37 protein-coding genes are annotated in these 21162 nt (G+C 43.5%); all 37 read right to left on the bottom strand.

Features of this window, described 5'->3' with window-relative positions; all coding sequences use genetic code 11:
• Positions 1–12: 12 nt before the first annotated feature.
• Positions 13–450 (bottom strand): 50S ribosomal protein L13, encoded by a 438-nt coding sequence (rplM, locus tag CDZ94_RS14530; RefSeq protein ID WP_096438230.1) that lies wholly within the window; start codon positions 448–450, stop codon positions 13–15.
• A gap of 184 nt (positions 451–634) precedes the next feature.
• Positions 635–1420, bottom strand: a complete 786-nt coding sequence (truA, locus tag CDZ94_RS14525; protein ID WP_096438226.1) for a tRNA pseudouridine(38-40) synthase TruA — start codon at positions 1418–1420, stop codon at positions 635–637.
• 21 nt (positions 1421–1441) lie between these two features.
• Positions 1442–2239 (bottom strand): energy-coupling factor transporter transmembrane component T family protein, encoded by a 798-nt coding sequence (locus CDZ94_RS14520; RefSeq protein WP_096438224.1) that lies wholly within the window; start codon positions 2237–2239, stop codon positions 1442–1444.
• Complete coding sequence (locus CDZ94_RS14515; RefSeq protein ID WP_096438221.1) at positions 2232–3110, bottom strand: energy-coupling factor transporter ATPase; 879 nt, start codon at positions 3108–3110, stop codon at positions 2232–2234. The genes CDZ94_RS14520 and CDZ94_RS14515 overlap by 8 nt, the downstream gene beginning before the upstream one ends.
• On the bottom strand, positions 3092–3940 hold the full coding sequence (locus CDZ94_RS14510) for an energy-coupling factor transporter ATPase (protein ID WP_096438219.1): 849 nt from the start codon (positions 3938–3940) through the stop codon (positions 3092–3094). The genes CDZ94_RS14515 and CDZ94_RS14510 overlap by 19 nt, the downstream gene beginning before the upstream one ends.
• A 275-nt stretch (positions 3941–4215) precedes the next feature.
• Positions 4216–4578 (bottom strand): 50S ribosomal protein L17, encoded by a 363-nt coding sequence (gene rplQ / locus CDZ94_RS14505; RefSeq protein WP_096438217.1) that lies wholly within the window; start codon positions 4576–4578, stop codon positions 4216–4218.
• An 80-nt stretch (positions 4579–4658) separates the two neighbouring features.
• Entirely contained in the window at positions 4659–5603 is a 945-nt protein-coding gene (locus CDZ94_RS14500; protein WP_096438215.1) for a DNA-directed RNA polymerase subunit alpha, read from the bottom strand.
• A gap of 182 nt (positions 5604–5785) precedes the next feature.
• Entirely contained in the window at positions 5786–6178 is a 393-nt protein-coding gene (gene rpsK / locus CDZ94_RS14495; RefSeq protein WP_096438213.1) for a 30S ribosomal protein S11, read from the bottom strand.
• Between the two features lie 18 nt (positions 6179–6196).
• A complete protein-coding gene (gene rpsM / locus CDZ94_RS14490) occupies positions 6197–6562 on the bottom strand; it encodes a 30S ribosomal protein S13 (RefSeq protein ID WP_096438211.1) in 366 nt (121 codons plus the stop codon).
• A 21-nt stretch (positions 6563–6583) separates the two neighbouring features.
• Positions 6584–6697, bottom strand: a complete 114-nt coding sequence (rpmJ, locus tag CDZ94_RS14485; RefSeq protein WP_003322638.1) for a 50S ribosomal protein L36 — start codon at positions 6695–6697, stop codon at positions 6584–6586.
• A gap of 48 nt (positions 6698–6745) precedes the next feature.
• Positions 6746–6964 carry a translation initiation factor IF-1 gene (gene infA / locus CDZ94_RS14480; RefSeq protein ID WP_010896341.1) on the bottom strand — a complete coding sequence of 73 codons (219 nt, stop codon included), beginning with the start codon at positions 6962–6964 and terminating at the stop codon, positions 6746–6748.
• Between the two features lie 4 nt (positions 6965–6968).
• Positions 6969–7271: a KOW domain-containing RNA-binding protein gene (locus CDZ94_RS14475; RefSeq protein WP_096438209.1), complete on the bottom strand. Its 303-nt coding sequence runs from the start codon at positions 7269–7271 to the stop codon at positions 6969–6971.
• Positions 7272–7368: 97 nt separating this feature from the next.
• Complete coding sequence (map, locus tag CDZ94_RS14470; RefSeq protein ID WP_096438207.1) at positions 7369–8115, bottom strand: type I methionyl aminopeptidase; 747 nt, start codon at positions 8113–8115, stop codon at positions 7369–7371.
• Positions 8112–8765, bottom strand: coding sequence for an adenylate kinase (locus CDZ94_RS14465; protein ID WP_096438205.1), 654 nt, complete (start codon positions 8763–8765; stop codon positions 8112–8114). The genes map and CDZ94_RS14465 overlap by 4 nt, the downstream gene beginning before the upstream one ends.
• Positions 8766–8835: 70 nt before the next feature.
• Positions 8836–10128, bottom strand: coding sequence for a preprotein translocase subunit SecY (gene secY / locus CDZ94_RS14460; RefSeq protein ID WP_096438203.1), 1293 nt, complete (start codon positions 10126–10128; stop codon positions 8836–8838).
• Complete coding sequence (gene rplO, locus CDZ94_RS14455; protein ID WP_096438201.1) at positions 10128–10568, bottom strand: 50S ribosomal protein L15; 441 nt, start codon at positions 10566–10568, stop codon at positions 10128–10130. The genes secY and rplO overlap by 1 nt, the downstream gene beginning before the upstream one ends.
• 31 nt (positions 10569–10599) lie before the next feature.
• Positions 10600–10788 (bottom strand): 50S ribosomal protein L30, encoded by a 189-nt coding sequence (rpmD, locus tag CDZ94_RS14450; protein ID WP_096438199.1) that lies wholly within the window; start codon positions 10786–10788, stop codon positions 10600–10602.
• A 13-nt stretch (positions 10789–10801) separates the two neighbouring features.
• On the bottom strand, positions 10802–11299 hold the full coding sequence (gene rpsE, locus CDZ94_RS14445; RefSeq protein WP_096438197.1) for a 30S ribosomal protein S5: 498 nt from the start codon (positions 11297–11299) through the stop codon (positions 10802–10804).
• Between the two features lie 25 nt (positions 11300–11324).
• On the bottom strand, positions 11325–11687 hold the full coding sequence (rplR, locus tag CDZ94_RS14440; RefSeq protein WP_096438195.1) for a 50S ribosomal protein L18: 363 nt from the start codon (positions 11685–11687) through the stop codon (positions 11325–11327).
• 33 nt (positions 11688–11720) lie between these two features.
• Positions 11721–12257 carry a 50S ribosomal protein L6 gene (gene rplF / locus CDZ94_RS14435; RefSeq protein ID WP_096438193.1) on the bottom strand — a complete coding sequence of 179 codons (537 nt, stop codon included), beginning with the start codon at positions 12255–12257 and terminating at the stop codon, positions 11721–11723.
• A 28-nt stretch (positions 12258–12285) separates the two neighbouring features.
• Positions 12286–12684 (bottom strand): 30S ribosomal protein S8, encoded by a 399-nt coding sequence (rpsH, locus tag CDZ94_RS14430; protein ID WP_096438191.1) that lies wholly within the window; start codon positions 12682–12684, stop codon positions 12286–12288.
• Between the two features lie 27 nt (positions 12685–12711).
• The gene (locus CDZ94_RS14425; protein WP_096438189.1) at positions 12712–12897 is read right to left on the bottom strand and encodes a type Z 30S ribosomal protein S14; all 186 of its coding nucleotides are present in this window, start codon (positions 12895–12897) and stop codon (positions 12712–12714) included.
• 27 nt (positions 12898–12924) lie between these two features.
• A complete protein-coding gene (gene rplE / locus CDZ94_RS14420; RefSeq protein ID WP_096438187.1) occupies positions 12925–13464 on the bottom strand; it encodes a 50S ribosomal protein L5 in 540 nt (179 codons plus the stop codon).
• Positions 13465–13493: 29 nt separating this feature from the next.
• Positions 13494–13805: a 50S ribosomal protein L24 gene (rplX, locus tag CDZ94_RS14415; RefSeq protein WP_096440878.1), complete on the bottom strand. Its 312-nt coding sequence runs from the start codon at positions 13803–13805 to the stop codon at positions 13494–13496.
• Between the two features lie 55 nt (positions 13806–13860).
• Complete coding sequence (gene rplN, locus CDZ94_RS14410) at positions 13861–14229, bottom strand: 50S ribosomal protein L14 (protein ID WP_096438185.1); 369 nt, start codon at positions 14227–14229, stop codon at positions 13861–13863.
• A gap of 49 nt (positions 14230–14278) precedes the next feature.
• Positions 14279–14542 (bottom strand): 30S ribosomal protein S17, encoded by a 264-nt coding sequence (gene rpsQ / locus CDZ94_RS14405; protein ID WP_096438183.1) that lies wholly within the window; start codon positions 14540–14542, stop codon positions 14279–14281.
• Between the two features lie 21 nt (positions 14543–14563).
• Positions 14564–14767, bottom strand: a complete 204-nt coding sequence (rpmC, locus tag CDZ94_RS14400; RefSeq protein ID WP_078578514.1) for a 50S ribosomal protein L29 — start codon at positions 14765–14767, stop codon at positions 14564–14566.
• Positions 14757–15191, bottom strand: a complete 435-nt coding sequence (gene rplP / locus CDZ94_RS14395) for a 50S ribosomal protein L16 (RefSeq protein ID WP_096438181.1) — start codon at positions 15189–15191, stop codon at positions 14757–14759. Before rplP ends, rpmC begins: the two co-directional genes overlap by 11 nt.
• A gap of 2 nt (positions 15192–15193) precedes the next feature.
• Positions 15194–15853: a 30S ribosomal protein S3 gene (gene rpsC / locus CDZ94_RS14390; protein ID WP_096438179.1), complete on the bottom strand. Its 660-nt coding sequence runs from the start codon at positions 15851–15853 to the stop codon at positions 15194–15196.
• 2 nt (positions 15854–15855) lie between these two features.
• On the bottom strand, positions 15856–16197 hold the full coding sequence (gene rplV / locus CDZ94_RS14385; RefSeq protein ID WP_096438177.1) for a 50S ribosomal protein L22: 342 nt from the start codon (positions 16195–16197) through the stop codon (positions 15856–15858).
• Positions 16198–16219: 22 nt separating this feature from the next.
• The gene (gene rpsS / locus CDZ94_RS14380; protein WP_096438174.1) at positions 16220–16498 is read right to left on the bottom strand and encodes a 30S ribosomal protein S19; all 279 of its coding nucleotides are present in this window, start codon (positions 16496–16498) and stop codon (positions 16220–16222) included.
• 60 nt (positions 16499–16558) lie between these two features.
• Positions 16559–17389 carry a 50S ribosomal protein L2 gene (rplB, locus tag CDZ94_RS14375; protein ID WP_096438172.1) on the bottom strand — a complete coding sequence of 277 codons (831 nt, stop codon included), beginning with the start codon at positions 17387–17389 and terminating at the stop codon, positions 16559–16561.
• 29 nt (positions 17390–17418) lie between these two features.
• Positions 17419–17709, bottom strand: a complete 291-nt coding sequence (rplW, locus tag CDZ94_RS14370; protein WP_096438170.1) for a 50S ribosomal protein L23 — start codon at positions 17707–17709, stop codon at positions 17419–17421.
• Complete coding sequence (gene rplD, locus CDZ94_RS14365) at positions 17709–18332, bottom strand: 50S ribosomal protein L4 (protein WP_096438168.1); 624 nt, start codon at positions 18330–18332, stop codon at positions 17709–17711. The genes rplW and rplD overlap by 1 nt, the downstream gene beginning before the upstream one ends.
• A gap of 26 nt (positions 18333–18358) precedes the next feature.
• Positions 18359–18988 (bottom strand): 50S ribosomal protein L3, encoded by a 630-nt coding sequence (gene rplC / locus CDZ94_RS14360; RefSeq protein ID WP_096438166.1) that lies wholly within the window; start codon positions 18986–18988, stop codon positions 18359–18361.
• A 31-nt stretch (positions 18989–19019) separates the two neighbouring features.
• Entirely contained in the window at positions 19020–19328 is a 309-nt protein-coding gene (gene rpsJ, locus CDZ94_RS14355; protein WP_096438164.1) for a 30S ribosomal protein S10, read from the bottom strand.
• Positions 19329–19848: 520 nt separating this feature from the next.
• On the bottom strand, positions 19849–21039 hold the full coding sequence (gene tuf / locus CDZ94_RS14350; RefSeq protein ID WP_096438162.1) for an elongation factor Tu: 1191 nt from the start codon (positions 21037–21039) through the stop codon (positions 19849–19851).
• Between the last annotated feature and the right edge of the window lie 123 nt (positions 21040–21162).

Raw genomic sequence — 21162 nt, 5'->3', positions numbered from 1 at the left:
CCTCCTTCTTTATTAACCGCGTAGTTCGTAAGTTTCAGGTTGTTGTGCTTCGTGTGGGTGCTCGCTACCAGTATAAACGTGAAGCTTCTTGCTTTGCTGGCGTCCAAGGGACCCTTTTGGTAACATACCTTTGATTGCAAGTTCAAGCATTTTTACAGGCTTGCGATCACGCATTTCCTGAGCTGTCATGCTCTTAAGTGCACCAGGGTACTGGCTGTGACGGTAATACATCTTGTCAGCAAGTTTATTACCAGTCAAGTGAATTTTGTCTGCATTGATAAGAATCACATGGTCTCCTGTATCAATATGCGGTGTAAACGTAGGCTTGTGCTTGCCGCGAAGAATAGATGCAACTTCACTTGCAAGACGACCAAGCGTTTGGCCTTCAGCGTCTACAACGTACCATTTACGTTCTACTTCATTAGGCTTTGCCATATATGTTGTACGCATCAGATTATTTCCCTCCTAATACTTCACTCAAAAATCCAAAATCAACAATTATCAAATCGATTCACTGCCCGGGGCTAGTGGGCATTAGAATACCATATAACATCATAACCCATACGATACCTGATGTCAACAAAATGTTACACCAGGATTCGTTGTTATACGGATTTTTTTAATTCCAAATTATTCACCCTTCGTTTTCTTCATTTCTTTGGGTAGAAAACGGGGATGGTTCGTAATCCACTCTCATTAGACAAAGGCCTTGGCCAGCGGCGGTGTGACCTGCTTTGAATCGATCTTTAGCCTCTAAGATCCTCTGAATCTCTTCTACCTCTCTTTTACCCTGACCGATTTCCATCAGAGTACCGGTCATAATCCGGACCATTTGATATAAAAAGCCGCTGCCATTGAAGGTAAAGACAATTTCATCTCCAACGTCTCGAATGTCAATGGAATAGATCGTCCGCACCTTATCCTCAACGTCTGTTCGAGGAGAACAGAAGCTTGTGAAATCATGTGTACCTAAAAGATAAGCTGCCGCTTGCTGCATCGCCTCGACCTTGGTAGTCATCGGGAAAGGTTGGTAGGTATAATTCCTTCTGAAAACATCACGGTTTCGGGACTGGAGAATGCGATAACGATATTCTTTTCCTACTGCATCATAGCGTGCATGAAAGCCATTCCAAGCTCTTGCCACTTCCAATACCGCTATTTCTTTAGGGAGAATTGCATTCAACGCTCTTTGCCATTGTTCCGGGGCCATAGCTAACTCAGAATCAAAATGAATCACCTGTGACTCCGCATGGACATTCGCATCGGTTCTTCCCGATCCTATGATCCCCACTGCTTTTCCTTTGTGGAGTTTTTTCAAGGCTTTTTCGAGTTCACCTTGAACTGTGCGTCCGTTTAACTGTACTTGGTACCCGGAGAAATTGGTTCCATCGTAGGCAATTTTACAAACAAACCGTGACATTCATACACCTTCTTCCTGTCTTTACGCTCTTAATAGAAAGATCATTGCACCAACACTTAAGGTTATAATTAAGATTACACTATCTGACATTTTCCATTGTAGCTCGCGATACTTCGTCCTGCCTTCACCCCCGACATAGCCTCGTGCTTCCATAGCCGTCGCCAGGTCCTCTGCTCGCTTAAACGACTGAATAAGTAATGGAATAAGGAGTGGGATCAATGCTTTCGCTCGTTTGTATAAGGATCCTTCTGTAAAGGTAGCGCCTCTTGCCATCTGCGCTTTGACGATTTTTTCTGCTTCTCCTAACAGCGTTGGAATGAATCGTAATGCGATTGACATCATTAATGCTAATTCATGGGCGGGAACACCGATTTTTTTTAACGGTCCGAGTAATGTTTCCAAACCATCTGTAAGGTCAATTGGCGTGGTGGTTAACGTCAGCATTGATGCCATCACCACGAGCAAAAACAGACGCAATGCGACAAGTGATGCTTGATAAAGTGCTCCTTCGTATAAGGTAAACCAAGATGTCTGGTAAAGAATCTCGCCTTCTCTTGTCATAAATAAATGTAGGATAAAAGTTATAAAAATGATAATGGCAATAATCCGGATTCCTTTTGCAAAAAAACGAATCGGAATTTGTGCTAAAAGTAACGCTGCGATAACAAAGAGAATTGCCGGGATCAAAGCTGCCGGCCTATTTCCTATAAACAAGACAATCATAAATAAGAACAAACAGATGAGTTTTGCCCTTGGGTCCATGCGATGGATTACCGATTGGCGTGGAACATACTGACCGATAATGATATTATCAAACATCACGGGTGTCCTTTCCGAGAAAGTGAACAATTTCCCTTGCTGCCGATTCTATATCGAACGAAGCTACATTTAGTGACTCGCCCGCTCTATCCTGGAGTTTCAATAGGAGCTGTGTCGTTTGCGGCACTTTGAGCCCCCACTCCATTAATCGCTCTTGGTTTGAAAAGACATCGTTAGGAGTGCCTTCAAAAGCCAGCCTCCCTTTATACATGACGTAAATATAATCAGCGAATCTCGCCGCATCCTCCATATGATGAGTCACGAGAACGTAGGAGCGCTTCTCTTTTTCCTGTTGCCAATCAGAAAAAAGGTTCATCATCGTCTTTCTACCTTGTGGGTCCAACCCTGCAGTAGGCTCGTCTAAAATAAGGATATTAGGATTGTTGACGAGAACTCCGGCAATGGCTACCCGACGCATTTGTCCGCCGCTTAGTTCAAAGGGAGATTTAGTTATAATTTCTTCATCCTCTAAGCCGACTTTCGCTAGCGCATGGCGCGCGATGCGAAGAGCTTTTTGCTTTTCCACTCCAAAATTGATCGGTCCAAACGCGACGTCTTTTTCGACGGTTTCATCGAAAAGCTGGTGCTCTGGAAATTGAAAAACCATACCTACTTTTTGGCGAAGTTGCCTGAATTCCTTTTGCTTCGTGTCGGGCCGAATCACATGATCGCCTACCTTCAGCTCTCCTTCAGTCGGAACGAGTAAGCCGTTTAAATGCTGTACTAGGGTCGACTTACCAGAGCCCGTATGTCCAACAATGGCCACTCGTGAATTAACAGGAATGTCGATCGTTACATCGTTTAAAGCCTGCTTTTCAAAAGGCGTGTTTTTCATGTATGTGTAGCCAAGGTTCAGCGTTTTAATGTGCATAAGGCATCCACCAACGCTTTCTTTGTTAAAATTCGATTCGGCTCTGGGAGGTCCACTCCGTGCTTTTGCAATTCCTCTTTCAGCGCCATGATGAACGGTTGGTCTAAGCCTGCTTTTTCGATTACATCTTTATGAGCATAAATCTCAGCAGGATCTCCTTCTGCCATAACCTCACCTTGATTCATAACAACGATCCGGTCGGCGAAGAGCGTTTCATCCAAGTCGTGCGTAATGCTCACAACAGTGACGTCTTCCTTTTCTTTTAACTGCTTTACAAGCTTCAAAAGATCCGTTTTTCCTTCAGGGTCAAGCATCGACGTCGCTTCATCTAAAATGAGGAAACGTGGCTGAAGCGCAACAGCACCCGCAATTGCCACTCTTTGCTTTTGTCCTCCAGATAACTTATGAGGCTCTGCATCCTCAAGTCCAGATAAACCGACTTTTTCAATATACTTTTGCACCCGCGACTTCATCTCATTTACTTCTACCCCACTATTTTCAAGAGCAAAAGCAATGTCATCTTGAACGGTTGGGGCGACAATTTGGTTATCCGGGTTTTGAAATACCATACCGATTTGCTTACGGATTGCCGGTATCTGTTCGTAGTTTTGCGTTTGAAGCTCTCCCACGTGGACGGTACCCGTCTCTGGAAGGAGCAGACCGTTCATCATTTTAGCCAATGTTGATTTCCCCGAGCCATTATGACCGACAATCGCCACCCATTCAGAAGTCCGAATAGTCAGGGAAAGATCCTTTAATACCCGAGGGTCCTCTTCACGATACCTAAAGCTAATATTTGAGATGGTAATATCATGTAGAGATTGCTCCATATGTTAGTCCCCCTTGGAAAACGATCTAAAGTAGATGTGAAATGACATTTAAAGAAAGTAAAAGGATTCGAACTCGCTACTTGTTGTAGAAAATGAACCGTGTACTTTTTAACCGATAAAGAAAACTTGGTTTATCGCCAAGCCTTAGGTGCGCTAAACTTTATTCCTTTAGAGAAGTTAAATATTCTTAAAGTACAAAAAAAGGGCATAGAAACAGAACCTGCCGATTGCCAGATTCTGAGTCCCGCCCTTTGAAGAATCGATAAAATCGATTGTTACACTAATTCGATGATTGCCATTTCTGCGCCATCCCCACGGCGAGGTCCAAGCTTGTGTACGCGTGTATATCCACCTTGACGTTCCTCATAACGCGGAGCGATGTCATCAAATAATTTTTGAACAGCGTCTTTACCGTTCTCTTCGTCAGCTAACTCAGCACGAACAAAAGCAGCTGCTTGACGGCGAGCGTGAAGATCACCGCGCTTTCCAAGTGTAACCATTTGATCTACGATTGAACGAAGCTCCTTCGCTTTCGCTTCAGTAGTTTCGATTCTCTCGTTAATAATTAAATCAGTAGCCAAGTCGCGGAACAACGCCTTACGCGCTGAGCTGTCACGACCTAATTTTCTGTATCCCATGTGAGTCCCTCCTTCTCTAAAGGTTGTCCGTTCTCTATTATTAGAAGAGGAAGTGCTTAAGAATAGAAGCTTCTCGTCTACTACTCTTCGTTGCGTAAGCCAAGACTTAGTTCTCCTAGCTTCTCCTGAACTTCTTCTAAAGATTTGCGTCCTAGGTTACGGACCTTCATCATATCTTCTTCTGACTTCTGTGTAAGCTCTTGAACGGTATTAATTCCGGCACGCTTCAAACAGTTGTATGAACGCACAGAAAGGTCCAACTCTTCGATTGTCATTTCAAGCACTTTTTCCTTTTGGTCTTCTTCTTTCTCTACCATAATTTCGGCATTTTGTGCTTGATCTGTTAAACCGACAAAGATGTTCAAGTGCTCAGTCAAAATCTTAGCGCCAAGGGAGACAGCCTCTTCCGGTCGAATACTTCCGTCTGTCCAAACGTCCAACGTTAGTTTATCATAGTTGGTAATTTGGCCGACGCGTGTATTTTCTACTTGAAAGTTAACTCGGGAAACAGGCGTATAAATAGAGTCAATTGGAATCACACCAATTGGTAAATCCTCTGTATTATTCCCTTCCGCAGGCACATACCCACGTCCACGATTAGCTGTAATCTTCAAGTGGAAGTTTGCACCTTTTGATAGTGTGGCAATATGAAGATCAGGGTTTAAAACCTCCACATCACTATCGTGCATTAAATCAGCTGCCGTTACTACTCCCTCGCCTTGTGCTTCTACTTCTAACGTTTTTTCATCGTCGGAGTAGATTTTAAGAGCGAGCTTCTTCAAATTCAAAACAATCTCTGTGACATCTTCCGTAACGCCTTCAATCGTTGAGAACTCATGAAGAACAGTATCGAATTGTACACTCGTTACTGCTGAACCTGGAAGAGAGGACAAGAGAATTCGACGTAAAGAGTTTCCGAGCGTCGTTCCGTATCCTCTTTCAAGAGGTTCTACTACAAATTTGCCATATGATGCGTCATCATTAATTTCGACCGGTTCAATTTTTGGCTTTTCGATTTCGATCATTAAACAAACCCTCCTTCAAAACGTCGAAACCCCGGTTGACCATGCTAGGTCAAACCGGAATCCCTCATTGGGCACATCCCGACCTTTCACTGAATCGTCAATATTCCCAAAAGAGTCTTCTTTTATTCATGACTCTTACCCATTATTGACATAGGTATGACAATCCATACCTTTTACAGTCATTATACTCGACGACGTTTTGGTGGACGGCAGCCGTTGTGAGGCACTGGAGTTACGTCTTTAATCATGTTAACTTCCAAACCAGTCGCTTGAAGGGAGCGAATTGCAGCTTCACGTCCAGCGCCAGGGCCTTTAACAGAAACTTCTACTGCCTTCATACCATGCTCCATCGCCGCTTTTGCAGCAGTTTCAGCAGCTGTTTGAGCTGCGAAAGGAGTTGATTTACGTGAACCTTTAAAGCCTAATGCGCCAGCACTAGCCCAAGAGATTGCATTCCCATGAGGGTCTGTGATCGTTACGATCGTGTTGTTGAATGTGGAACGAATGTGCGCAACTCCAGATTCAATATTCTTACGTTGACGACGCTTTGTACGAGTCGTTTTCGCTTTAGCCATAACAGTACATTACCTCCTTTACTTCTTCTTGTTCGCTACGGTACGACGAGGTCCTTTACGCGTACGTGCGTTGTTTTTCGTTTTTTGACCGCGTACAGGTAAACCACGACGATGACGAATTCCTCGGTATGAACCGATTTCGATTAGTCGCTTGATGTTTAGGGACACTTCACGACGAAGGTCACCTTCCACTTTAATGCTATCCATTACTTCACGGATACGGCCAAGCTCATCTTCAGTTAAATCGCGAACGCGAGTGTTTTCAGATACGCCTGCTTCTTTAAGAACTTCAGCAGCTCTTGTTTTTCCGATTCCGAAAACGTAAGTTAAAGATACGACAATTCGTTTGTCACGAGGAATGTCGACTCCAGCAATACGTGCCATTACGTTACACCTCCTGTTGGATTAACCTTGTTTTTGTTTGTGTTTTGGGTTTTCACAGATTACCATGACGGTACCTTTTCGGCGAATAACCTTGCATTTTTCGCAAATTGGCTTAACAGATGGTCTTACCTTCATGCTCTTTACCTCCTTGTGATACGGAGTGCGCTTTCGCTTTCCATCAGCTTATTTATAACGATACGTGATGCGACCACGGGTTAGATCGTAGGGAGATAATTCAACGGTCACTTTATCTCCAGGTAAAATACGGATGAAGTGCATACGGATTTTACCGGATACGTGGGCAAGAATCTTGTGTCCATTTTCCAGTTCAACACGGAACATCGCATTTGGCAACGGTTCAATCACCGTACCTTCAACTTCGATTACATCTTCTTTGGCCATGAATTTACTCTCCTTCCTTCAGTAAATTTTCATTCATATATGATGAAATTGCAAATCGCAATTTTGCATTGGTTACACGACCCGTTTCGACAATGCTATTTTTTATTTCAGGCGAAACGAAATCTGTCCGCTCGATGTGTTGAATATTCTTCTTCTTTGCTCGGTCTACCTTTCGTTTATCCCCATCGGCAATCCTTACAAAACGCGAATCTAACACTTCGATAATGCATGCGTATTGATCTTTGTCTCTACCTTTTACAATTCTCACGAGCTCCCCGAGCTGCGGAACCGTTTCAGGATCTTTCATTTGATGACCACCTTTATTTTATTAGAGGATGTTCAAAAAGTCCGGGAAAAAAGCTGTCGGATACTGCTTTTTTATCCTCCTTTTTGAACTCGCACTATTAGGCTTTTGTCAAAATTTCATATCCTGTTTCAACAATAGCGATTGTGTGCTCGAAATGGGCACATCGTTTTCCGTCAGTAGTCACGACTGTCCAGTTATCAGACAATGTTTTTACATGTCTGGAACCAGCATTGATCATCGGCTCAATCGCCAGTACCATGCCTTTTTTCAGTCGCGGACCCTTACCCGGTGGTCCGAAGTGAGGAATTTGTGGATCTTCGTGAAGATCCTGACCTACTCCATGACCGACATACTCTCTTACAACAGATAATCCATGAGATTCGACATACGTTTGAATCGCATGTGAAATGTTGGACAGTCTCTCTTTCGGTTTTGCTTCTGCTAATCCTTTAAAGAGGGAAGCCTCTGTTACATCGAGAAGCCTTTGATCTTCTTCAGAGATCGAACCGACAGGATAAGTCCAAGCCGAATCCCCGTGATAGCCTTCAAAGATGGCACCAATATCAATACTGATAATGTCACCCTCTTTAAGGACCCTATTGCCAGGAATACCGTGCACCAATTCTTCATTCACTGAAGCACAAATGCTGCCAGTAAATCCATTATAGCCTTTAAAAGATGGAATCGCATCATGTTGTCGAATAAATTTATCTGCGATGTGATCCAGTTCCTTTGTTGTAATACCAGGCTTGATATGCTTTTGAAGCTCTTGATGTGTTAACGCTACTATTTTACCAGCAACACGCATGATTTCTAGTTCTCGCTCTGTCTTGCAGATAATCATCGATTGCTTCCTTTCAGTAGTGTATCTACAGCTTCGAAGACGTATTGGATATCTTGTTTACCATCGACACGGCGAAGGTATCCTTTATCTTCATAGAAATTTACTAATGGCTTTGTTTGTTCTAAGTTAACGTTTAGGCGCTTTTCGACAGTTTCAGGCTTATCGTCGTCTCGTTGAATTAAGTCGCTGCCATCTTTGTCACATTTGCCCGCTTCATTAGGCGGATTGAAGATCTCATGATAAGTGGCGCCGCAAGTTGGGCATATCCATCTACCAGTAAGACGCTTAAACAAGTCATCTTCTGGAACCTCAATGTAAACAACGTGATCTAGCTTGCGATCGAGTTCAGCGAGAATTTCTTCCAATGCTTCAGCTTGTGCAACTGTTCTTGGGAAGCCGTCCAATAAAAATCCGCCTTTGCAATCATCTTCACTCAAGCGTTCTCGAACAATTCCCACAGTAACTTCATCTGGAACGAGGTTTCCAGCATCCATATAGGATTTTGCTTTCAACCCGAGCTCCGTTCCACCTTTAATCGCTGCACGGAACATATCTCCGGTTGAAATATGCGGAATTTCGTACTTTTCAACAATTTTATCTGCTTGTGTACCTTTTCCCGCACCCGGAAGACCCATTAAGATTAAATTCATCGATTATCCCTCCATCGTTCATCATTCACGATCGAAGGCAAAGGGAGTATAATATTGCTCCCTTTCCTTATTATTTAATGAAACCTTTGTAGCTTCGTTTGATCATTTGACTTTCGATCTGTTTCATTGTATCAAGTGCAACACCGACAACAATGAGCAGACCGGTACCTCCGATTTGAACCGCTGGCGGTAACCCTGCAAGTTCTGTAAAGAAGACCGGGATGGTAGCCACAGTCGCTAAGAATAGCGCACCGACAAATGTCAGACGATACAGGATTCGAGTAATGTAAACTTGTGTTGTTTTTCCGGGACGGATCCCTGGAATGTAGCCGCCTTGTTTTTTCAAGTTATCGGCCATTTGTTCTGGGTTAACTTGGACAAACGTATAGAAATACGTGAATCCGATGATCAATGCAGCATAGACAACAAGTCCGAACGGCTGCGTATAATCAAAGTTTCTCGTTACCCAACCAGCAATCGCATTGTCATCTCCGACAAACCCGGCCACAGTTGGCGGGAAAATAAACAGAGACATTGCAAAAATTACTGGAATAACCCCGGCAGCGTTCACCTTTAATGGTAAGTGAGTGGACTGACCGCCTTGAGGTTTACCTGAAACAAGACGCTTAGCATATTGTACAGGGATTTTACGTAATGCTTGTTGGACAAAGATAACACCTACTACAATGAGAAGTAGAGCTAATAGCAACAGCAGTACGGTTACGATACTAATAAACAATGCTTCACCGGCATCTTCTAGTTGTGTTGTATAAATTTGATTGACACCATTAGGTATTGCCGCAGCTATACCAGCAAAGATTAATATCGAAATTCCGTTTCCAACTCCGTTCGCCGTAATTTGCTCACCTAACCACATTAAGAAAGCAGTACCTGCTGTTAATGTGAGTGCAATAAGCAAGAACGTGAGGATGTTTGGATTCGGTACAAGGCCAGGGAAGATCCGGTTAAAACCGATCGACATTCCTAACGCTTGTATGAATGCAATTACGATCGTTCCATAACGTGTGAACTGAGCTAACTTACGTCGGCCAGCTTCACCTTGTTTCGCCCATTCAGAGAACTTAGGAACGACATCCATGCGAAGTAATTGCACAATAATAGATGCTGTAATGTAGGGCATAATCCCTGTAGCGAAGATCGAGAAATTCTCAAGTGCTCCGCCACCAAAGGTATTTAGAAAACCAAAAGCATTCATCTCATCTTGAAAGTTCAAAACTTCAGCATCAACACCTGGTGCAGGGATATGTGCCCCAATACGGAAAACAATTAGCATGGCCAAAGTAAACAGTACTTTGCGTCTCAAATCACCAATGCGCATAATATTGGAGATTGTTTGAAACATTAGACCACCTCTGTTGTTCCGCCGGCAGCCTCAATTGCTTCTTTTGCAGAAGCAGAGAATTTATGGGCTTTAACTGTAAGCTTGTGCTCCAGCTTTCCATTTCCTAGAACTTTGATTCCGTCTTTCTCGTTGCTTACGATTCCAGACTCGATCAATAGCTCAGGAGTCACTTCTGTTCCTTCTTCGAAACGATTTAACGTTTCAAGGTTCACAATCGCAAACTCTTTACGTGTTGGGTTTGTGAATCCGCGTTTTGGTAAACGACGGAAGATTGGCATTTGGCCACCTTCAAACCCAGGACGTACTCCGCCACCAGAACGGGCGTTTTGTCCTTTGTGACCGCGACCAGCTGTTTTACCGTTACCAGTAGCGATCCCACGTCCAACACGTTTGCGAACTTGACGAGAACCCTCTGAGGACTTAAGTTCGTGAAGTTTCATGTCGGCACCTCCTCAACTCATTATCTTCAAGTTACGCTTCGATTTCTTTAACAGTAACAAGGTGAGATACTTTGTTCACCATTCCGCGAATAGCAGCGTTGTCTTCTTGAACGACTGTGTGGTTCATTTTGCGAAGACCAAGTGTATTAACGGTCACGCGCTGATCTTCAGGGCGTCCGATCAAGCTTCGTGTGAGGGTAATTTCAAGTTTTTTAGCCATGTTAATTCCCTCCTTAACCTAGTAACTCTTCTACTGATTTGCCGCGAAGTTTTGCTACATCTTCCGGGCTTTTTAGATCTGCTAATCCTTGGAGTGTCGCACGAACCATGTTGATCGGGTTGTTTGATCCTAGGGATTTACTTAAGATATCACCTACACCGCCAAGTTCAAGTACCGCACGGACAGGACCACCAGCGATGACTCCTGTACCCTCAGAAGCTGGCTTCAATAGTACACTTCCTGCTCCATACTCACCAGTAATTTGGTGTGGAATTGTTGTACCTTGAATTGGGATCGTGATTAAGTTTTTCTTCGCATCTTCAATGCCTTTACGGATTGCTTCAGGTACTTCAAGGGCTTTACCCATACCGAAGCCTACGTGTCCGTTTTTATCTCCAACTACAACCAATGCAGCAAAGCGGAAGCGACGACCACCTTTGACCACTTTTGCCACACGATTGACAGTTACTACTCTCTCTTCAAGTTCAAGTTTGTTAGGGTCGATACGCAATGAATTTCCCTCCTTTTGTCGTTATTTAAAACTTCAGACCAGCTTCACGAGCTGCATCTGCAAGTTCTTGGATTCGACCATGATAAAGGTATCCGCCGCGGTCAAATACCACAGATTCAGTACCTTTTTCAAGGGCACGCTTCGCAACAAGCTCGCCGATTTGACGGGCTGCTTCGCTATTTCCGCCGTTTTCTAGTTTTAGTTCTTTATCTAAGCTAGTCGCACTTGCAACAGTAACGCCGTCTACGTCGTTAATTACTTGTGCGTAAATGTGCTTATTAGAACGGAAAACATTCAAACGAGGACGTTCAGCAGTACCAGTGATCGAACGACGAACATGTGCGTGTCGTTTCTTACGTACCACGTTCTTGTCAGCCTTTGTGATCATTGAACGTCATTCCTTTCTTTCCGTTATTTAACCTTACTTACCTGTTTTACCTTCTTTACGGCGTACGTATTCACCTTGATAGCGAATTCCTTTGCCTTTATAAGGTTCAGGTGGTCTTACAGCACGAATATTAGAAGCTAGTGCTCCAACGCGTTCTTTATCAATACCTTTAACGATGACTTTTGTGTTTTCAGGAACATCAATCTCAAGGCCTGTTTCAGGTGAAAATTCTACAGGGTGAGAAAGTCCAACGTTAAGGGTTAGTTTGTTACCAGATTTCTGTGCGCGGTATCCGACACCGACAAGTTCTAATGTCTTCTCGTAACCTTTCGTTACACCTTCAACCATGTTGCTGATGATGCTACGAGTTGTGCCGTGAAGTGCGCGGTGATCTTTATGATCAGAAGGACGTTCTACAACGATCCCGTCCTCTTCTTGTTTAACGATCATATCTGCGTGAAGTGTACGAGTTAGTTCGCCTTTAGGTCCTTTTACCGTAATGGTAGTACCTTCATGTTTAACTTCTACGCCAGATGGAATCTCAACAGGTTTGATACCAATTCGAGACATGCCTTACACCTCCATTCTTCCGTTCAAATTACCAAATGTATGCTAAAACTTCGCCGCCAACTTGCTTTTGGCGAGCATCTTTGTCAGTGATGATGCCGCTTGATGAAGAAATAACAGCGATACCTAAACCGCCAAGTACACGTGGTACTTCATCAGCTTTTGCATAAACACGCAGGCCTGGTTTACTAATTTTCTTAAGTCCAGTGATAACGCGTTCGTTATTCACACCGTACTTAAGGAAAATACGAAGGATGCCTTGCTTGTTGTCCTCAATAAATTCAAAGTCGCGGATGAAACCTTCACGCTTCAAAATGTCAGCAACTTCTTTTTTGATCTTGGAAGCAGGAAGCTCCAAGCTTGTGTGACGTACAGTATTCGCATTACGAATACGAGTTAGCATATCTGCAATAGGATCAGTCATGACCATCGTATTTACCTCCTTCCCTACACGGAATTACCAGCTTGCTTTTTTAACGCCCGGAATTTGACCTTTGTATGCGAGATCACGGAAACAGATACGGCACAGCTTAAATTTACGAATGACACTGTGTGGGCGTCCGCAACGTTCGCAACGTGTATATTCTTGAACTTTAAATTTCTTTGGTCGTTTCGCTTTAGCGATCATTGATTTCTTTGCCAAGGTTCAAACCTCCTTTTCGGCGAGATCTTATTTTTGAAACGGCATACCCATTTGAGTGAGTAGTTCACGCGCTTCTTCGTCCGTTTCAGCTGTAGTAACAATGACGATGTCCATTCCACGAACTTTATCGACTTTGTCATACTCAATTTCTGGGAAAATTAATTGTTCTTTAACTCCCAATGTATAGTTCCCTCGTCCGTCAAAGGCTTTCTTTGAAATTCCGCGGAAGTCACGTACACGCGGTAAAGAAACCGAAATTAGTTTATCAAGGAAATCGTACATGCGCTGACCGCGAAGGGTAACTTTCGCACCGATCGGCATACCTTCACGTAGCTTAAATCCTGCAATAGACTTTTTCGCCTTTGTAATAACAGGTTTTTGACCAGAGATTTCAGTTAGCTCTTCAACAGCTTTGTCTAGAACTTTTGAGTTCTGTACAGCATCCCCGATCCCCATGTTAATAACAATTTTCTCGATTTTTGGCACTGCCATGACGGAAGAGTAGTTAAATTTTTCTGTAAGAGATGGAACAATCTCTCCGTTGTATCTTTCTTTAAGACGACTCATTGTGTGAACCTCCTTTCAACCAAAACTTCTTACTTATCTAACGCTTCGCCGGATTTCTTAGCGATACGCACTTTTTTACCGTTTTCTTCTTTGTAACCAACACGTGTCGGCTCGCCCGTTTTAGGGTCAACCGGCATAACGTTGGATACGTGAATCGCCGCTTCCTGGTTTAAAATACCACCTTGTGGATTCGCTTGCGAAGGTTTCGCATGCTTCTTGATCATGTTGATTCCTTCTACAAGGACGCGGTTTTGGCTTGGATAAGCTTCAAGGATTTGTCCTTCCTTGCCTTTGTCCTTACCAGAGATTACTTTAACGTTATCTCCTTTTTTCACATGCATTTTCCCTTGAGACATGAGGGCACCTCCTTAACAGACAATTTCCGTCCATTTATCATTAAAGCACTTCAGGAGCCAAGGATACGATCTTCATGAATTGATTTTCACGAAGTTCACGGGCAACTGGTCCGAAGATACGAGTTCCGCGTGGGCTCTTGTCGTCACGAACAACAACAGCTGCGTTCTCGTCAAACTTGATGTAAGAACCGTCCGGGCGACGTGCTCCACTCTTTGAGCGAACGATAACCGCCTTCACGACTTCACCTTTCTTGACAACGCCACCAGGTGTTGCTTGTTTTACCGAACAAACGATAATGTCTCCGATGTTCGCTACTTTACGTCCGGAACCACCTAGAACTTTGATACATTGAACTTCACGAGCACCTGAGTTATCAGCTACTTTTAAACGACTTTCTTGTTGGATCATGGATCAATTTACCTCCCTTCAGGTAAGCAAACGTCAGCTTCTAGCTTTATTAAATAATGACCGCTTCTTCGACTACTTCCACAAGACGGAAACGCTTGTTTTTTGAAAGTGGACGTGTTTCCATAATGCGAACGATGTCGCCGACTTTCGCGGTGTTGTTTTCATCATGTGCTTTAAACTTTTTGGAGTATTTAACGCGTTTGCCGTATAGCGGATGCATTTTGTACGTTTCTACAAGAACTGTAACCGTTTTGTCCATTTTGTCAGATACAACACGACCAGTATAGCTCTTGCGGTTATTACGCTCTGCCACAGTGCAAACCTCCTCTCGGTATTATTCGTTCGTAATGCCTAACTCTCTTTCACGCAAAACTGTTTTCGCACGTGCAATAGCTTTTTTAACTTCACGGATGCGGGCTGGATTGTCTAATTGTCCAGTCGCAAGTTGAAAGCGAAGGTTAAATAGCTCTTCTTTAAGAGATTTTGATTTTTGTTCAATCTCAGCAGTGGTTAGGTTGCGGATTTCATTAGCTTTCATTTGCGTCACCACCCACTTCTTCGCGTTTTACAAACTTAGTTTTGATCGGTAATTTATGAGAAGCTAGTCGCAATGCTTCGCGGGCTACTTCTTCAGAAACTCCTGCAATTTCAAACATGATTTTCCCAGGTTTCACAACTGCTACCCAGCCTTCAGGTGCCCCTTTACCGGAACCCATTCGTACTTCTAATGGTTTTGCAGTGTAAGGCTTATCAGGGAAAATTTTAATCCACACTTTACCTCCACGTTTCATATAACGTGTCATAGCAATACGTGCTGCTTCAATTTGTCGGTTCGTGATCCATGACGCTTCCAAAGCTTGTAGGCCGTATTCACCGAAAGATACATCAGTGCCACCTTTTGCTCGGCCGCGCATTTTTCCACGGTGTTCACGACGGAATTTTACACGTTTAGGCATTAGCATGATTATTTTCCTCCTTCCTCTTGTTTCGTTCCTTTCGTTGGAAGGACTTCACCACGATAGACCCAGATCTTCACACCCAATTTACCGTAGGTAGTGTCTGCTTCAGCAGTACCGTAGTCGATGTCCGCACGAAGAGTGTGTAGTGGTACAGTGCCTTCGCTGTAGGATTCAGAACGAGCAATGTCTGCTCCGCCAAGACGGCCAGAAACCTCAGTACGAATACCTTGTGCTCCAGAACGCATTGTGCGTTGGATCGCTTGTTTCATAGCGCGGCGGAAAGAAATACGATTTTCTAATTGACGTGCAATGTTATCAGCAACAAGACGAGCGTCTGTGTCCGGAGACTTCACTTCGTTGATGTTGATGTGTACACGTTTACCAGTTAGTTGATTTAATGCTTTACGTAGTGCTTCAACCTCGGATCCACCTTTACCGATAACCATTCCTGGCTTCGCAGTGTAGATCGTCACGTTCACGCGATTAGCGGCACGTTCGATTTCAATAGTGGATACGGATGCGTCTTTTAAACGCTTCTCTAGATATTCACGAACTTTGATGTCTTCGTGAAGTAGATCAGCATAGTCTTTGTCTGCATACCATTTGGACTCCCAGTCACGAATAACGCCAACACGAAGTCCGATTGGATTTACTTTTTGACCCACACTTATCCCTCCTTCTTTTCTGTAAGAACTACTGTAATATGACTCGTACGTTTGTTGATGCGGCTAGCACGACCCATCGCACGTGGACGGAATCTCTTAAGTGTTACCCCTTCATCAACAAATACTTGACTTACAACCAAATTGTTTGGTTCCATTTCGTAATTGTGCTCAGCGTTAGCGATTGCCGAATTGACTAACTTCTCAACTACCGGAGAAGCTGTCTTCGGAGTGTGACGTAAGATAGAGATTGCTTCTCCAACTTCTTTGCCACGAATCAAATCAACCACTAAACGCACCTTGCGAGGAGCAATACGCACTTGTTTCGCTACTGCTTTTGCTTCCATGGAAAGTACCTCCCCTCTTTAATTAGCGTCTAGTTTTCTTGTCGTCAGAAGCATGGCCTTTGTAAGTTCTGCTAGGAGCAAACTCGCCAAGCTTATGTCCAACCATATCTTCAGATACGTAAACCGGTACGTGTTTACGACCATCATATACTGCAATCGTATGACCGATGAATTGTGGGAAAATTGTAGAACGGCGAGACCAAGTTTTAATCACTTTTCTGTCTTCACTCTCGTTTAATGCTTCTACTTTCTTCATTAGATGATCATCGACAAAAGGTCCTTTTTTTAAGCTGCGACCCATGAGTGTACCTCCCTTCGTGATTGACCTACGGTTCTACTCAAGAACCGTAGCACAATCCCGTTATTTTTTACGACGACGCACAATGTATTTATCCGTGTCTTTGTTTTTCTTACGTGTTTTGAAGCCAAGTGTTGGTTTACCCCAAGGAGACATTGGTGATTTACGTCCGATTGGCGCACGTCCTTCACCACCACCGTGTGGGTGATCACTTGGGTTCATTACAGAACCACGTACGGTTGGGCGCTTGCCTAACCAACGAGAACGACCAGCTTTACCGATGTTTACTAGTTCGTGCTCAACGTTACCAACTTGACCGATTGTCGCACGGCAAGTAGCAAGAATCATACGAGTTTCACCGGAACGAAGACGTACAAGTACGTAGTCTCCTTCTTTACCAAGAAGTTGAGCTTCTGCACCAGCAGAACGTACTAACTGTCCACCTTTGCCTGGCTTAAGTTCAATGTTGTGTACAACTGTACCAACTGGGATGTCTTTAAGTTGAAGTGCATTTCCGATTTTGATGTCGGCATCTTTACCAGACATGATTTCCATGTCTACTTTAAGCCCTTTAGGAGCTAAGATGTAACGCTTCTCACCGTCAACATAGTTGATAAGTGCGATATTAGCAGAACGGTTTGGATCGTATTCGATCGTAGCAACGCGACCTGGAATTCCATCTTTGTTACGTTTGAAGTCGATGATACGGTATTGACGCTTATGTCCGCCACCTTGATGACGTACTGTCAATCTACCTTGGTTGTTACGTCCGCCTTGTTTTTTCAATGGGGTTAGCAACGATTTTTCAGGTTTGTCAGTAGTAATCTCTTGAAAGTCTAGTACAGACATTCCACGGCGACCAGCTGTGGTCGGTTTATACTTTTTGATAGCCATCAGATTTTCCCTCCTTCTCTTTAAACTTCTTATACACCTTCAAAGAAGTCTAGTTCTTTGCTATCTGGTGTCAATTGAACAATGGCTTTTTTGCGCTTGCTCTTGTAGCCTGTATAACGTCCAAAACGACGGAACTTGCCTTTGTAGTTCATCGTGTTTACTTTGTCTACTTTTACATCAAAGATCTCTTCTACAGCACTCTTAATTTGAGTTTTGTTGGCGCGAGTATCCACTTCAAACGTGTACTTTTTCTCAGCCATCAAGTCTGTAGAACGTTCAGTAACAACGGGGCGCTTAATAATATCACGAGCGTTTGCCATTATGCAAGCACCTCCTCTACCTTTTTAACAGCGTCTTGAGTGATCACGAGGTTGTCGTGGTTCAAAACGTCTAACACGCTTAATCCTTCTGCAGTAACGAACTTTACTCCAGCTAGGTTACGTGTAGAAAGAGCGACCGCATCGTTATAATCAGCTGTTACAACAAGTGTTTTCTCTGCTGCAGATAAGCCGCTTAATACGGATTTCATCTCTTTTGTTTTTGGTGTTTCTAAGCTCAATCCTTCCAATACGCGGAGTTCTTCCGCTTGAACCTTGGAAGAAAGAGCTGATTTAATCGCCAAGCGACGAACTTTTTTCGGTAACTTGTAGCCATAGCTACGAGGTCCAGGGCCGAATGCAACACCCCCGCCAACCCATAATGGTGAACGGATTGATCCGTGACGTGCACGTCCAGTACCTTTTTGTCTCCAAGGTTTACGACCACCGCCGCGAACGTCTGAACGTCCTTTTACAGCGTGTGTGCCTTGTCTTTGTGAGGCTTGCTGCATAACAACAGCGTCATAAAGAACACTTTCATTTGGCTCAATGCCAAAAATACTATCTGAAAGCTCGATGTCGCCTACTTGAGAGCCAGTTTGGTTAAATAAAGCAACTTTAGGCATCAGGGCTCCTCCTTTCCTAGTCGATCTTAATTAGCTTTTACAGCAGATTCTACTGTAACGAAGCTTTTCTTAGCGCCCGGTACATTTCCTTTTACCAAGAGCAAGTTGCGTTCTGTATCTACACGGACAACTTCAAGGTTTTGAATTGTTTTAGTTTCTCCACCCATTTGTCCAGGTAATTTTTTACCTTTGCGTACATGGTTCGGGTCTGTAGGTCCCATTGAACCAGGACCACGGTGATAACGTGAACCGTGGGACATTGGTCCGCGGGATTGGTTGTGGCGTTTAATTGAGCCTTGGAAACCTTTACCCTTGGATTGTCCTGTAACGTCTACAACGTCACCTTCTGCAAATGTATCAACTTTGACTTCCTGACCAACTTCATAATCCGACATATTTGCGTGACGGATTTCTTTAACGAAGCGCTTAGGGGCAGTGTCAGCTTTTGCAGCGTGGCCTTTTTCAGGCTTGTTAGAGCGGTGATCTTTTTTATCACTGAATCCGATTTGGATCGCTTCGTAACCGTCGCTTTCTACCGTTTTCTTTTGAAGAACAACGTTAGGGTTAGCTTCGATTACAGTTACTGGGATGACCTCACCGTTATCAGCAAACACTTGAGTCATTCCTAATTTCTTACCTAAGATTCCTTTGGTCATGAGTCACACCTCCTGTTTTCTTATCGTAATTTTATAGTTTGATTTCGATATCGACGCCTGATGGCAGGTCTAATCGCATTAGAGCATCAACAGTTTGTGGAGTAGGTTCCACAATGTCGATTAAACGCTTGTGCGTACGCATCTCGAATTGTTCACGAGAATCTTTGTACTTGTGCACCGCACGTAGAATCGTGTAAACAGATTTTTCAGTTGGAAGCGGGATAGGACCAGAAACACTAGCACCTGAACGCTTCGCTGTTTCAACGATTTTCTCAGCTGACTGATCCAACGTTCTGTGATCGTAAGCTTTAAGACGAATGCGAATTTTTTGTTTTGCCATTTGATTACCTCCTTTTTCGCCCATTTTGGAAATAGACTTGCTCCGCGGAAATTTTTCCTGCACCCTCCCATGGCAAAGGGGCCGGGTGTGTCAGCAACCTTCCACATCAACGCCTGTCATGTGACCAACATTAAACATTATACAAGAATGTATAACGCAAATCAAGTGTAATAGATAATTAAATTATCCAATCACACTTTTTCTATTATAAAGATTATCGCCTTTGTTTTCAAGGGTTAAACAAGCATCCAAATATTTCTTGATGTCTATCAATGGCTTATGTTTATTGAAATCTTATTTTCTACATATCAACCATATGAACACCTTCTATAAGCTAGAAAGAGGTGAATCAATTCTGAATAAAAAACCACTCTGCATAAAATTCTATCTTACTGTAAAAAGGTCCAATGTTTTGCATTCAAGTTCTATTCCATATGAAAAACCCTAATTACATATCAAAACCCCGGGAATTTAATTCCCGGGGTCATTAACTTATTTAGTTAATCTGTCTGTTTTGTTATTACTCTTGGATCTCAGCAACAACGCCGGCGCCTACTGTACGGCCACCTTCACGGATAGAGAACTTAGTTCCCTCTTCAATCGCGATTGGGTTGATTAGTTCAACTACCATTTCGATGTTGTCTCCAGGCATAACCATTTCAACACCTTCTGGAAGGTTGATTACACCAGTTACGTCAGTTGTACGGAAGTAGAACTGAGGACGGTAGTTAGAGAAGAATGGAGTGTGACGTCCACCCTCTTCTTTAGAAAGAACGTAAACTTCAGATTTAAATTTAGTGTGTGGAGTGATTGTTCCTGGCTTAGCAAGAACTTGTCCACGAGTGATGTCGTCACGGGATACACCACGTAGTAGCGCACCAATGTTGTCACCAGCTTCAGCGTAGTCAAGAAGCTTACGGAACATTTCAACACCTGTTACAGTAGTCTTCTTAGACTCTTCTTCGATACCGATGATTTCAACTTCGTCACCTACGTTAAGTTGTCCACGCTCAACACGGCCAGTTGCAACAGTACCACGGCCAGTGATTGAGAATACGTCCTCAACAGGCATCATAAATGGCTTGTCTTTGTCACGCTCTGGAGTTGGGATGTACTCATCCACTTGCGCCATTAGGTCAATGATCGCTTGTTCGTGGTCAGCATCTCCTTCAAGAGCTTTAAGAGCAGAACCTTTTACTACTGGGATGTCATCGCCTGGGAAGTCGTACTCAGAAAGTAGGTCACGAACTTCCATTTCTACTAATTCAAGTAGTTCTTCGTCGTCTACTTGGTCAGTTTTGTTAAGGAATACTACGATTGAAGGTACCCCTACCTGACGAGAAAGTAGAATGTGCTCACGAGTTTGTGGCATTGGGCCGTCAGCAGCAGAAACAACTAGGATTGCACCGTCCATTTGAGCGGCACCTGTGATCATGTTTTTAACGTAGTCTGCGTGTCCTGGGCAGTCAACGTGTGCATAGTGACGAGTGTCAGTTTCGTACTCAACGTGTGCAGTGGAGATTGTGATTCCACGTTCGCGCTCTTCAGGAGCACCGTCGATTTGGTCATAAGCCATCGCAGAACCTTTACCGGATTGCTTATGAAGTACGTGAGTGATTGCAGCAGTTAATGTTGTTTTACCATGGTCAACGTGTCCAATTGTACCAATATTGGCATGCGTCTTGGAACGATCAAATTTTTCTTTAGCCATGATCGAATTCCTCCTTAAGTTCTTTAAGATTATTTTTTATATTAGGGAGAAAGATGAAAAAGGATCTCTTTTCACCTTTCTAAGCTTACAACAAACTAAGCTTACAACAAATTTAATGGTGAG

Origin of the sequence: Alteribacter populi (genome assembly GCF_002352765.1) — a bacterium.
Lineage (GTDB): Bacteria > Bacillota > Bacilli > Bacillales > Salisediminibacteriaceae > Alteribacter > Alteribacter populi.
The sequence above is the reverse complement of the archived record's forward strand: the minus strand, read 5'-3'. Positions and strand labels throughout refer to the sequence as shown.